Genomic DNA, 12,408 nt, shown 5'->3' with positions numbered 1-12,408 from the left:
TCACGCGTTCTAAAGTTCTAAAGAGCGGCAAATACGCGGCGGCTCCTGGAATTTTCACAATCGCCTTAGGGTTTCCAACGTGCGTGCGAGCTTGCAGGACCGGATATGCTGACTAACCAAGCGAATTAAATGAGCGACTCTTACTAAGCGACTTAACAAACTTAACAAACCGGCAGCAGTGCCCGACTGCTTTGCCGGTTAGCCAGTTTTCATCAGTACCGGCCATCTCGTGTGCCTGGCGCCAAGAGAGCGGCTAATAATCATACGTCGTGTGGCATGCTTGAAGACGACGTAACAAAACACAAGGAAGAGACATGAGCAGGAGTCCCGCAGTTGACGTTCAAACCTTCATCAACGAGCACCCGTTCGGCGGGTTCCAATGGCTGATCTTTGCGATGTGTTTTGTCATCGTCCTGCTGGACGGATTCGATACAGCCGCTATCGGCTTTATCGCACCGTCGCTGATCACCGAATGGAACATCAGCCGGCCGGCGCTCGCACCGGTATTGAGCGCCGCATTATTCGGACTGGCGTTCGGCGCGCTCCTTTCCGGCCCGCTCTCTGATCGCCTGGGACGCCGCATCCTTCTCATCACCTCGGTCGTGATCTTTGGTGTCGCTTGCCTGGCTTCCTCTTTCTCCGGGGACCTGGCTCATTTGACCGCGTTGCGCTTCATCACGGGACTCGGGCTAGGCGCCGCCATGCCGAACGCGGTGACGATCATGAGCGAGTTTTGCCCCGATCGCCGCCGTGCAACCTTGATCAACCTGATGTTCTGCGGCTTTCCGCTTGGGGCAGCATTCGGCGGTTTTCTCGCGGCCTGGATGATCCCCGCCTTCGGATGGCGCAGCGTCCTGCTGTTCGGTGGGATTACGCCGCTGCTGCTCGCGGTCGTGCTGCTGATCGCCCTTCCGGAATCGGTTCGTTACCGGGTCGCCCGTGCGCATCCTGTCGAAAAGATTCGTGCAACGCTTAGCCGCATCGGTCGTAGCGCTGCCAATGCTGCTTCGTTTGTCATGACGGAACATGCCCAGGCTGTTCCCGGAAAAAGCGGCATTCAGGTTGTGTTGTCTCGGCAGTACATCGTCGGGTCGATCATGCTTTGGCTGACCTACTTCATGGGACTCGTCATCTTCTACGCGTCGATCAACTGGATGCCGATTCTGTTGAAGGAAGCGGGCTTGAGCCCGCAACGCGCCACGCTGATTTCCGCACTCTTCCCGCTCGGCGGCGTGGGTGCCGTGCTATGCGGCGTCTTGATGGATAAATTCAATCCGAACAAGATCATCGCGGCATGTTACGCATTGACCGCTATCAGCGTGTATTGCATTGGTCACGCAGTCGGGAATATCAGCTTGCTGATATTCGTCGTGTTCGCCGCGGGCGTGCTGATGAACACGGCACAGTCGTCCATGCCTGCGCTGGCGGCTTCGTTTTATCCCACTCAGGGGCGCGGCACTGGTGTTGCGTGGATGCTTGGCATTGGCCGGTTCGGTGGCATCGCGGGCTCGTTTCTGGTCGCCGAACTGACCCGGCAGCACTTCACGTTCGACGGCATCTTTGCCGTAGTCGCAGTACCCGGAGTGGTGGCATGCATTGCGCTGCTGATCAAACAAGCCGTTCAACCGCGATCCACACCCGTCAAGGCCAGCGATATACAGCCTATGTCGCACTAGTGGGCGGTGCTTGCTTCGGGGCTGGCCCGTTTTGTCCAAGCTCAGTCCCAACCGAGCGGCGATCTCCGCCTTAGTCGCGGCATAGCCTGGCGGTTGACCTGCCGCGGTCGCACAAGATGCACGAAAAAACCCCGCGCCTCTCTCGAAGGCGCGGGTAAAAGCTTACGGAGCGTCGCCCGCCCGGACGAGGGGGACCTGGCGAGGACGAGACCCAGCATAGGCGTTTTTGTGTGAAACATGTCTTTCTACATATATCGGTTCCTTACTGACTTGGTCCAGACGCCTTGCGCAGGAACTTGCCTAAGGCTTTGTATAAATACGGAACAGTTTTAAATAATGGCTTAGGCGTTAAAGCGATGGTTGACTGCACTTAGCCCAGATTGTCCTTCAGGAAGCGAACCATGACTCCCATCACTTCGTTGGTCGACCACGGCTGAGCGGACTTGACGTCGCCGAGGAAGGCGACATCTCCATGACTCGCGCCGGTCAGCACGTACCGTTTGCTTCGAACACCGGCTTGCAGCAACGCGTTATGCAAGAGCAGCGTCTGGCTGGGCGAAACAATCGGGTCCTTGCTGCCGTGGAACAGCAGGAAGGCGGGATCGGACGCGGTGATATAGGTCACCGGATTGGCGGTCGTCGTTGCTGTCGGATCATCGACGAGACCTTGGGTGCTCGAAGGGCCATTCACATAGTGAGCGACCGGATTGTCGGCCGATGAATAGGCTTCCTGCGACCGGGCGTCGAAGTCGGCCGCGACCTTCGACATATCGGATGGACCGAATTTGTCGATGACAGCTTGCACCGCACTGCTTTGCCCGAGATTGTCGCCTGCGTCGAACGTCTTTACATTGCCGGCGACCCCCGCCATTGAAGCTAGATAACCTCCCGCGGACTCGCCCCATACGGCGACCTTGTCCGGGTCGATCCCATAGTCGTCAGCGTGGGCGCGCAGGTATCGGATAGCGGACTTGACGTCAGCGATGCCATCGCGATAGTTCGCGCCGTCCATGGCGGTCCGGTACTGGATGCTGGCGACAACAAAGCCTGCCTCTGCTACGTAAGTACGGAGATTGAGTGCGCTTTCTTTTGGCGCAAAAGCAAAACCTCCACCCGTCACGTAGACCACTAGTGGCTTCTTCCCCGGCCCCGCCGGAATCTGGATATCCATGGCCAGTTTCTTCTTCGCGCCGTTCGGCAAGACCGGTTCGCTGAAGACCACGTCGTGCACCATTTTCAGCGGCGTCTTTCCGCACACGATCTGATCCGACGGGTTGGGCGAAAGGATAGTACTTGTGCTGGTATCGGATGGCGCTATGGTTGCGGACATGATCATCTTGGGCATCCCGGGCATGGGACCGTGTCCGGCGCCAGCGATAGGGCCAGCCCCAGGACCCGGAAGGGCGCCGCCGCCACGAGGGCCCGGCAACGGTCCCGTGGGGCAAGGCGATGTCGCGCTGGATTGACTGTCGGATGGCACGGTGACTCCTGGTTCGACCGCTTGCGCGGATAGGCAGAGGGGAATGCATAACGCAAGTATTGCGAGCGATAGTTGACGATTCATCGGCTTTTTCTGTTTCTCTTTTTTATCGGCGTTTTACAGTTGTACAGCTTATGGATTTGACCTCGAAAGGAGCGTCTAGCTGGTTCTCAAATGAGTTTTTTGATTTACGCAGAATATCAATTCGCAGTGCTTCCATATCCTTACTCAAGATGACAAAGGCTTAGGAAGTAGGCGGCGATTACTTAGATTCGTGGAGTGCCAGGGGGCGACGGCTGGCTTGGGAGAACGAGCCGATGCCGGGTGCCGTCCAAAGCGCGAAGTCGTGAGTGTTACGGCCGTGGGGAGACGCCGGGCTTGACTGTGAGGAACGTAACGGACATCTAAGGCGACGTAAGATTCCCGCGCCTTTCAAATCATACCGGCCATGCAAAGCGTCAGCGCTTCGTTCCACGCAGGGGCTTCCAGGCCAAAAGCCGCGGTCAACTTGCGGTTCGACAATCTGGAGTTTGCGGGCCGCTCCGCAGGCGTCGGGTACGACGCCGTAGCGATTGGCTTCACCGCAGGTGTCTTCTCAAGCTGCGAGCGTTCGAAGATGGCTTGAGCAAAACCGCACCACGAAGTCGCGCCGGAAGCGCTTAGGTGATAGACCCCCGAGTACTGCGCCCACCAGTTCTGTTCGCCTCTCAAAGCCTGCGACAGCACGCTCGACGTCATGGCGGAAATCGTTGTGGACCATGTCGGTGCGCCAACCTGATCTGCGACTACGTTCAGTTCATCGCGCTCCGCGCCCAGGCGAAGCATGGTGGTCAGGAAATTTTTACCGCGAGCACCATACACCCAGCTCGTTCGGAAAATAAGATGCGCGCAACCCGACGCGGCAATCGCTTGTTCACCGGCATGTTTGCTCTTGCCGTATACATTGCAGGCGTTCGGAATATCGTCTTCAACATAAGCGCCGTCTTTCGAGCCATCGAAGACATAGTCGGAGGAATAGTGAATAAGGGCGGCGTCAAGACGCCGCGCTTCCTCCGCCAAAACGCCAGGCGCTTCCGCGTTGATGCGTTTGGTCAAGTCCGCTTCGCTCTCCGCGCGGTCAACTGCGGTGTAGGCAGCCGGATTCACAATCAGCGCCGGCTTCACTTCGCGGACAATGCGCCTGATCTGGTCGAGATCGGTCAGGTCCATCTTGCTGCGGTCAAACGCTACAACACGGCCAAGCCCTTGCAGGCTGCGTGCCAGTTCGAACCCGACCTGACCATTGACGCCCGTGAGCAGGATGGTTCGTTGTCCGTTGCCGATCATCCGGGGATCCTCACACGAAGTGTTCGGCATCCAAGAGGCGCTTGCCGGCTGCGTCCTTGGCGGCGAGCAGCGGCTCGAAGTCGATCGGCCATTCAATTCCAATCTCCGGATCGTTCCAAAGAATGGCGCGCTCATGCAAGGGATACCAATGGTCGGTCGTCTTGTAGAGAAACTGCGCATGCTCGGACAACACCACGAATCCATGTGCAAAACCCGGCGGCACCCACACTTGCCGATGGTTCTCCGCCGACAGATTCACACCGATCCACTTGCCGAAGTTCAGTGAACGTTTGCGGATATCGACGGCGACATCGAACACTTCGCCTTCCACTACACGCACCAGCTTTCCCTGCGCATGTTCGATCTGGTAGTGCAGCCCACGCAATACGCCGCGTGCCGAACGCGAGTGGTTGTCCTGCACGAACGCGACATCCGTCTCCACTTGCTCGGAAAACTCACGGGCATTGAAGCTTTCGTAGAAGAAGCCGCGCGCATCGCCGAAGACCTTCGGTTCGATGATCTTGACTTCGGGCAGCGCCGTAGCGGTTACCTGGATGGCCATGCGACTTGATCCGTGGAAAGGTTGAGCAGATATTGGCCGTACGCGTTTTTAGCGAGTGGCTTGGCGAGCTTGAGCAATTGCTCGTCGTCGATCCATTGACGCCGGTAGGCAATTTCTTCCGGGCAAGCAACCACTAAGCCTTGCCGTTTTTGAAGCGTCGCAATGAAGGTCGCTGCTTCGATCAGCGAATCGTGCGTACCGGTATCGAGCCATGCGAAACCGCGGCCCATGATTTCTACATCGAGCTTTTCACGCTCGAGATAATACGAGTTGATGTCCGTGATCTCAAGCTCGCCGCGTGACGACGGTTTGATATCGGCTGCAATATCGCAGACGGTGTTGTCGTAGAAATACAAGCCCGTTACCGCATAATTCGAGCGCGGCTTAAGCGGCTTTTCTTCAATCGACAACGCATGGAAGTTCGTATCGAACTCCACCACGCCGTAACGTTCCGGGTCGTTCACGTGGTAAGCGAAGACTGTTGCGCCTTGCGTGCGCGAGTTCGCGCGTTCCAGTTGCCTGACGAGATCGTGGCCATAGAAAATGTTGTCGCCGAGAATCAGCGACGACAGGTCATTGCCAATAAACTCGCGCCCGATGATGAACGCCTGCGCCAAACCATCGGGCGAGGGCTGCACGGCATACTGAATATTCATGCCCCACTGGCTGCCGTCCCCGAGCATGGCTTCGAAACGCGGCGTGTCCTGCGGCGTCGAGATGACAAGCACATCGCGAATACCGGCAATCATCAGCGTCGACAGTGGATAGTAGATCATCGGCTTGTCGTACACGGGCAGCAATTGCTTCGATACCACATGCGTTATCGGATACAGCCGCGTGCCAGAACCGCCGGCGAGAATCAAACCTTTCCGTCCCATTTTCGTAGTCCCCTAATAATGTTCTGGTGTCACGCACGCTGTGCGTAGTGGGTCTCAACCCACGTCCGATATTCGCCGGATGCGACTTCATCGGACCATGCCTGATTGTCGAGATACCACTGGACCGTCCTCGCCAATCCGGTTTCAAATGTCTCGGCCGGTCTCCAGCCAAGTTCACGCTCGAGCTTGCGTGCATCGATCGCATAGCGTCGGTCGTGCCCCGGGCGATCCTTGACGCTGATGATCTGACTGCGATACGAACCGCTCGCCTTAGGCTTAAGCCGGTCGAGCAGATCGCATAGCGTATGCACGACATCGAGGTTCTTTTTCTCGTTCCAGCCGCCGACGTTGTACGTCTCGCCAGGCTTGCCGTGCTGAAGCACTTCGCGAATCGCGCTGCAATGGTCGCCGACATACAGCCAGTCGCGCACGTTCTGGCCATCGCCATAGACGGGCAGGGGTTTGCCTGCGAGTGCGTTCGCGATCATCAGCGGGATCAGCTTCTCCGGGAACTGGTACGGGCCATAGTTGTTGGAGCAGTTAGTGGTGAGGGTCTGCAAACCGTACGTATGGTGATACGCGCGAACCAGATGATCCGATCCGGCCTTCGTCGCGGCATACGGACTGTTCGGTGCATAGGGCATAGTTTCGGAGAACTGTGGATCGGTGGCCGATAGCGAGCCGTACACTTCGTCTGTCGAAACATGCAGGAAGCGGAATCTGGCTTTGCTTGCCTCGCTGAGCGTGTGCAGATAAGAACGTACGGCCTCGAGCAACGTAAAGGTACCTACCAGATTGGTCTGCACGAAATCCCCAGGTCCATGAATCGACCGGTCGACATGACTTTCCGCTGCGAAATGGAGCACCGCACGTGGCGCGTGCTGCTTCAGCAAACCATCGAGTGCGATCCGGTCGCAGATATCGACTTGAGAGAAGACGTGCCTGGGGTTGTCCCGCAGCGGCGACAGCGTCTGCAGATTGCCCGCGTAGGTCAACTTGTCTACATTCAGAACGGGCTGGTCCGATGTCCGCAGCCAGTCAAGAATGAAGTTCGCTCCAATAAAACCGGCACCGCCGGTGACCAGGATCATTTGACGTGTTCCAAGTAGTGAATGGTCGGCAAGCTGACCGGAATGTTCGAAGCGGAACCACACATGAGTTCATTTAACGGATCGATGCGGTGTCGGCGGCACTGACCGGCTTGCCGGCAAGATCGTGCGTGTCTACCTCGACGGTTGTGGAGAGCCCCACGCGCAACGGATGCCCGGCCAGTTCCGCGGGATCCAGCAGCACGAGTACCGGGACACGCTGCACGACCTTGATCCAGTTTCCGGCTGCGTTCTCCGGAGGCAGCATCGAAAAGGCACTGCCTGTTCCCGGCGACAATCCACCGATCCGGCCGTGAAACTTGACGCTCGAACCATAGAGATCCGAGACGATCGTTGCGGGCTGACCGATCCGCAAATTCCGGACTTGTCCCTCCTTGAAATTTGCCTGTATCCATAAGTGCTTGAGCGGCACGACCGTCATGAGCTGGACACCCGCGTTGACCGGTTGCCCGACCTCGACCGAGCGCTGGGCGATGCTGCCTTCGACCGGTGCAACGATCAGGGTCCGCGTTACCGCGACCTGTGCAAGCTTCACTTGCTGCTCTGCCTGGACCACGGCGGGATCGTCTTCTACTCGTCCTGATCCGCTCATTGCGAGGCCACTGGCTAACTGGCTTTGCGCCGAGGCAAGGTTCGCTCGTGCGAGCGCGACGGATTCCGTCGCGCGTGCAAATTCTTCTGTCGACACCACTTCAACGCTCGCCCCGGAACGGGCCTTGAGCATCTGTTCGGCGAGCTTCAGTTCGGCCGTGCGGGCGTCGACGGCGGCTGCGTACATCGCGTTCGAATAGGTCGCGCTGCGCGCCTGCCGCTTAGCCTGGACGAGGCGCGCTTGCGCCTGAGTTAGTGCGGCTTGTGCGTCGGTATCGTCGAGAAGCACGAGCGCTTGCCCCGCCTTCACGTATTGCGTATTGCCGACGGTGACTTCGCGCACAGTGCCGGCTGCATGAGCGGCAATCGGCACGACATTGCCGCCGACATACGCATTGTCGGTTTCCTCCACATAGCGGCCGACAGTCCACCAGTGCACGCCTGCGGCTAGCGCGAGCAACAGCGCTGTGCCGAAGAGCAGCAGGAACAGCCGGTTGCGGCGCGTGATTTTTTTCCGATGCGGCGCCACGGTCGACGTTCGATCGTCAAGCAGGTTTTCTGTACTCATGCGTTAGCTGGACGAAGGAGGAATGGAAGGTGATCTTTCACGGGATGTCCGGTTGGCGGACTCGGTCGACGAGGACTTGATTTGTTGCGCGGGCATCGCTTCGAAGCCACCGCCCAACGAGCGGATCAGCGCGACTTTTGCGTCGCGCCGGCGTGTCGTGAGGTCTATGAGACGAAGCCGTTCGTCGAGCAGTGCGTTCTGTTGCTGGAGCACCTCGGTCTGGCGAACAAGGCCGCGACGATGCTGGTCCGCAGCGACTGAGGCCAGGTGCTTGCGCGCGCTCACCACTTCCTGCTGCTCGTTAATGAGTGCGGCAGTGCTGCGTGTTGCCAGGATGGACCGGGCGACGTCCGTCAGCGCTTCATTGAGCGTGCGGTTGTAGAGTGCGATCATTTCGTCTGCCTGCGCATAGTCGCCGTCGAGCTGAGCATGCAGGCGGCCGCGCTCGAAGATCGGCAGGGTGACGGCGGGTCCTAGCGCAAAGAATGCCGACGCGCTGGAGAACAGCGAGCTGATAGATAGCGACGACAGTCCGCCTGCCGCCGACAGATTGATGTTCGGATAAAACGACGCACGTGTCACAGCGATCTTCGCCGTCGCGGCTTCAACACGCAGCCGGGCGGCGACTATATCCGGGCGGCGTCCCAGCAGGTCGAGCGGCAGGTTTGGCGGCAGGGCGGCTTCTTCGTTGGTGCTTGCCAGCGTTGGCCGCTGCAAGGCTAGACCACGTTCGGGACCTGCGCCAACCAGGATGCCTATCTGCAATTGCGTCTGCCTGATTGCATCGTCGATCTGCAACGCCTGCGCCTGCAACGTGGCCTGCTCTATGCGCGTAGCCTGGATGTCGTAGGTGTTGTCCATGCCTCGCGTCTGGCGCTCGCGCCGGATAGCGTCGAGTTCGGTCGCAACGCGGCGCTTGGCGTCGATGAGATCGCGGCGTTCATAGTCTCCTGCCAGGCGTCCATACAACGTGACCAGCGACGTCACGATCGTGAGTTGGGCCTGTTGCGCGTTGACACGTGCGACGTCGCGCGAAGACAGAAGCGAACGCGTGAGCGCTTCGTTCTTCCCCCACAAATCGAGTTCATAGTTCGCACCGACGATCGCGCTCCCAGGCGACACCCAGGGATCGCTGAACAGGTTGATCGGGACGGTGGTACCCTGCACATCGACGCTCGCCGCTCCGTTGATTTCAGGCATGCGGGCTTTGTAGGCGGACAGCATGGCCGTGCCTGTCAGTCCCTCGCTCGCACCGAACTGGTCCAGTTGCGATTGGGCCTGCGCGATCCGCGCGCTTGCTATCTGGATGTCGGGATTAGCCGAGCACGCTTCGGCGACTAGCGTATCCAGTTGACTGTCGTGGAACGATGCAACCCAGTTCGTTTGTGGCCATGAGCCGTTGGCGTCCGCTGCTGCGTTCGGAAGCAGTTCAGCCGGCGGCGTGCGCATCGCAAGCGGGTTACGGAGTGTCGTGTCCGCACAACCGCTCAATAGAGTGATGAGCAAACCGAGCGCAACCACGCCGATGCGTTTGCAAACCTGCGCGGAGCGAATGGCGTTGATCCTCATCCTTAGCCGCGCGCGATGCGTGCGGCGAGGCGCGGCCGCGTGGCTTCCAGCGGGCCGAGTCGTCCCAGCAGCCCGTCGACCAGACCGCAGCCGATACTCGATAACTTCGCGCGTTTGTCCGACTCGAACAGCGAGATCTGCAAGACCTGCAGGAGTGTAATGAAATTTGGCACGAGGGCGACCGGAAAGGATTGAAAATACTTGATGCTCAGGTGCATGCCATTGCGCGCCATGTAGTACCGGCGCATGGGCGGGTGATTCATCGACGTGACGCGCAGCGGTCCCAGCCGATGTTCCCGCTTGTTGCCAATCCGATGCGAGAGCACGAGCCTCGGTTCGACATAAAACTGCACGCCGCGCACCAGCGCGCGCATCGAATAGTCGGTGTCCACATGATCGATGAAGAGGGCTTCGGTGAAGGAGCCGAGTCGTTCATAAGCGAGCCGCGAAATGACAGAACCCGACGATATAAGGAACGAGCAGGGCTGCAAGGCTGTGCCTTCAGGGAACATTAGCGTGCGCACGTAAAAGCCATTGCTGTAGAGCTGCGGCAGGAAGCGCCGGGCGTTTTCATCGTAGATTCTCGGACCGATCGCGAAGGCACGTGCGCCGAGCGCGGCGCACGAGGCGCGCATCACCGGAAAATAATCGGCGCTCGTGTGTGAGTCCTGATCGAACAGCACAACTGCATCGAGACCTTGCGCGAACAGTCGCGCCAGCCCGCGGTTATAGGCCCCCGCAATGCCGCCGCGATTGCCGTTGAACACATAGTCGATACCGTGATCGCCAAGCAGACCGACGTTGGAGGTGTTGGCGGCCGGCGAGTTGTCGACGGCAAGCAACACACCGCACCGTGCGCGCAGGTCGATCAGGTTGCGCAACTGCCCGGGCGTCGGTTTATAAAGCACCACCAGTGCGCCGAGCACGGGCGCTTCGCGGGCCGCTTTACTGCTCGCGCTATCGACTTTGAAAAGAACGACGTTGGTTGCGGACATGGGAAACGCCTCAGTGCCCGACCCGCGCGGCCGATATGCCGCGCCACGGTCTGGTGGTCCATATCAATGCCGCCAGCGCCAGGCATACAAGGCTCGCAACGTAGAAGAGATCGTTGGTCGCCATCATGTATGCCTGCTGCTGCACGACCTGGCGGATCGCAGCAAGATTGCGGTCGCCCGCGAGTCCCATGTTCTGCAACGCGCGGGAGAACTGCCCCGTGCCGAGAGACTCGTGCGTGACCGACTGCGCCAGCGTGCCGTAATGATGCGCGGCACGGTTATCCCACCACGTGACGCTTAATGCCGTGCCGAGTGCTGCCGACAAGGTCCGTAGAAAATTCGACATGCCCGATGCCGCAGCGAGTTTTTCATCGGAGATGCGCGACAGGGTCACCGCGCTGAGCGGGATGAAAAAGCACGGCAGGCCGATGCCTTGAATGAACGTCGGTGTGACGATCTGCCAGAACGACATGCTCAGCGTGAAATGCGTGTCCCAGTAGAGCACGGCGAAGAACACGAGAAATCCGAACGACGTCACGAAGCGCGCGTCGAGCCGGTCAAGGAACACGCCGATCAAGAGGGAGAACACGAGCGCGAGGATGCCCAGCGGCGCGACCGCCATGCCCGCCTGCAAGGCCGTATAACCCATCACGGTTTGCATCCAGAGCGGAAAGATCACGCCGATGACGGAGAAGCTGACCATGCCGAGCGAGATGACGGCAACGCCGAATGAAAATGCGCGATCGCGAAAGAGACTGAGGTCGATGACGGGATATGGCTCAGCCGACTCCCAGATCAGCAGCGACAGCAGCGCGAGCGTGGCAACGATCGAGAGCGTGATGATCAGCGGCGAGTCGAACCAGCCGTGTTCGCGGCCAAGGTCCAGCACACCCTGAAGCGCACCGACGCCGACCACGAGCAACGCTATGCCGACCAGATCCTTGGGCGGTTGTTTCCGGCTTGGCGGGTCGCGCCGCAGGAGCGCCGTGCAGGCGGCGAACGCGAACAGTCCGATAGGGAGGTTGATGAAGAAGATCCAGGGCCAGGAAAACTGGTCGATGATCCAGCCGCCCAGCACCGGCCCGAAGATGGGGGCGAGCAGCACGGTCATGGCCCATAACGCGAGTGCAAATACCCGTTTCTCGGGCGGAAAGGAGCGCAACAGGATGGCTTGCGAAAGCGGCACCATGGGGCCTGAGCACAGGCCTTGCATCGCGCGGCACAGGACCAGCATCTCCAGGTTGCTCGCGATGCCGCACAGCAATGAGGTAAGCGTGAACAGCAGCACAGACCAGACGAACAGACGGGCGTCGCCGAAGCGCTGCGAGAGCCAGCCGGTCAACGGCACGGCGATCGCTGCCGCCACCGAATACGAACTGATCACCCAGGTCGCTTGAGCATTCGATACCGCGAGGCTCCCCGCAATGGACGGCACGGCAACGTTCGTCACAGTCGAATCGAGCACTTCGATAAACGTGGCGAGCGACAGCGCAAAGCTCAGAAGAGCCAGCCAGGCCCCGCGCAAGGGCGCTGCGCGGGGTCCGACGCTTTTAGGGACATCGCTGCTCAAGGTGTTCATGGAGACCGGGGCTGTTCACGTAGGGAAGGGCTGCATATAGGGTCTATGCGAGGTCCATGCGACGCTCTGAGCGCG

Annotated in this window: 10 protein-coding genes; 1 reads left to right on the top strand and 9 read right to left on the bottom strand. The window is 59.5% G+C overall.

The window, feature by feature from the left end; translation table 11 throughout:
• Positions 1-314 precede the first annotated feature (314 nt).
• The gene (locus tag EOS_RS19450; protein ID WP_047848310.1) at positions 315-1,676 is read left to right on the top strand and encodes an MFS transporter; all 1,362 of its coding nucleotides are present in this window, start codon (positions 315-317) and stop codon (positions 1,674-1,676) included.
• 370 nt (positions 1,677-2,046) lie between these two features.
• Here the strand turns inward: EOS_RS19450 and EOS_RS19445 are convergent, their stop codons facing one another.
• The 9 genes from EOS_RS19445 to EOS_RS19405 form a co-directional block, all read right to left on the bottom strand.
• Positions 2,047-3,006: an alpha/beta hydrolase gene (locus EOS_RS19445; protein WP_200908670.1), complete on the bottom strand. Its 960-nt coding sequence runs from the start codon at positions 3,004-3,006 to the stop codon at positions 2,047-2,049.
• A 582-nt stretch (positions 3,007-3,588) separates the two neighbouring features.
• Entirely contained in the window at positions 3,589-4,482 is an 894-nt protein-coding gene (gene rfbD / locus EOS_RS19440; protein ID WP_047848309.1) for a dTDP-4-dehydrorhamnose reductase, read from the bottom strand.
• A gap of 10 nt (positions 4,483-4,492) precedes the next feature.
• Positions 4,493-5,044 (bottom strand): dTDP-4-dehydrorhamnose 3,5-epimerase, encoded by a 552-nt coding sequence (gene rfbC, locus EOS_RS19435; protein ID WP_047848308.1) that lies wholly within the window; start codon positions 5,042-5,044, stop codon positions 4,493-4,495.
• On the bottom strand, positions 5,029-5,922 hold the full coding sequence (gene rfbA / locus EOS_RS19430; RefSeq protein ID WP_047848307.1) for a glucose-1-phosphate thymidylyltransferase RfbA: 894 nt from the start codon (positions 5,920-5,922) through the stop codon (positions 5,029-5,031). Before rfbA ends, rfbC begins: the two co-directional genes overlap by 16 nt.
• 29 nt (positions 5,923-5,951) lie before the next feature.
• Positions 5,952-7,013, bottom strand: a complete 1,062-nt coding sequence (gene rfbB, locus EOS_RS19425; protein ID WP_047848306.1) for a dTDP-glucose 4,6-dehydratase — start codon at positions 7,011-7,013, stop codon at positions 5,952-5,954.
• A 73-nt stretch (positions 7,014-7,086) separates the two neighbouring features.
• Complete coding sequence (locus tag EOS_RS19420; protein ID WP_053063972.1) at positions 7,087-8,190, bottom strand: HlyD family secretion protein; 1,104 nt, start codon at positions 8,188-8,190, stop codon at positions 7,087-7,089.
• A gap of 3 nt (positions 8,191-8,193) precedes the next feature.
• The gene (locus EOS_RS19415) at positions 8,194-9,759 is read right to left on the bottom strand and encodes an efflux transporter outer membrane subunit (RefSeq protein ID WP_047848305.1); all 1,566 of its coding nucleotides are present in this window, start codon (positions 9,757-9,759) and stop codon (positions 8,194-8,196) included.
• Positions 9,760-9,761: 2 nt separating this feature from the next.
• On the bottom strand, positions 9,762-10,754 hold the full coding sequence (locus EOS_RS19410; RefSeq protein ID WP_082163433.1) for a glycosyltransferase family 2 protein: 993 nt from the start codon (positions 10,752-10,754) through the stop codon (positions 9,762-9,764).
• 10 nt (positions 10,755-10,764) lie between these two features.
• A complete protein-coding gene (locus EOS_RS19405) occupies positions 10,765-12,333 on the bottom strand; it encodes a DHA2 family efflux MFS transporter permease subunit (protein ID WP_047848304.1) in 1,569 nt (522 codons plus the stop codon).
• Positions 12,334-12,408: the final 75 nt, after the last annotated feature.

Source organism: Caballeronia mineralivorans PML1(12), from assembly GCF_001028175.1.
Lineage (GTDB): Bacteria > Pseudomonadota > Gammaproteobacteria > Burkholderiales > Burkholderiaceae > Caballeronia > Caballeronia mineralivorans.
Note: the sequence above shows the minus strand (reverse complement) of the source record. Positions and strands in the feature narration are given on the sequence as shown.

Bases quoted from the DNA above. Each gene is read 5' to 3' on its own strand.
- EOS_RS19450 (WP_047848310.1), top strand. From the start codon at position 315: ATGAGCAGGAGTCCCGCAGTTGACGTTCAAACCTTCATCAACGAGCAC.
- EOS_RS19445 (WP_200908670.1), bottom strand. From the start codon at position 3,006: ATGTCCGCAACCATAGCGCCATCCGATACCAGCACAAGTACTATCCTT.
- rfbD (WP_047848309.1), bottom strand. From the start codon at position 4,482: ATGATCGGCAACGGACAACGAACCATCCTGCTCACGGGCGTCAATGGT.
- rfbC (WP_047848308.1), bottom strand. From the start codon at position 5,044: ATGGCCATCCAGGTAACCGCTACGGCGCTGCCCGAAGTCAAGATCATC.
- rfbA (WP_047848307.1), bottom strand. From the start codon at position 5,922: ATGGGACGGAAAGGTTTGATTCTCGCCGGCGGTTCTGGCACGCGGCTG.
- rfbB (WP_047848306.1), bottom strand. From the start codon at position 7,013: ATGATCCTGGTCACCGGCGGTGCCGGTTTTATTGGAGCGAACTTCATT.
- EOS_RS19420 (WP_053063972.1), bottom strand. From the start codon at position 8,190: ATGAGTACAGAAAACCTGCTTGACGATCGAACGTCGACCGTGGCGCCG.
- EOS_RS19415 (WP_047848305.1), bottom strand. From the start codon at position 9,759: ATGAGGATCAACGCCATTCGCTCCGCGCAGGTTTGCAAACGCATCGGC.
- EOS_RS19410 (WP_082163433.1), bottom strand. From the start codon at position 10,754: ATGTCCGCAACCAACGTCGTTCTTTTCAAAGTCGATAGCGCGAGCAGT.
- EOS_RS19405 (WP_047848304.1), bottom strand. From the start codon at position 12,333: ATGAACACCTTGAGCAGCGATGTCCCTAAAAGCGTCGGACCCCGCGCA.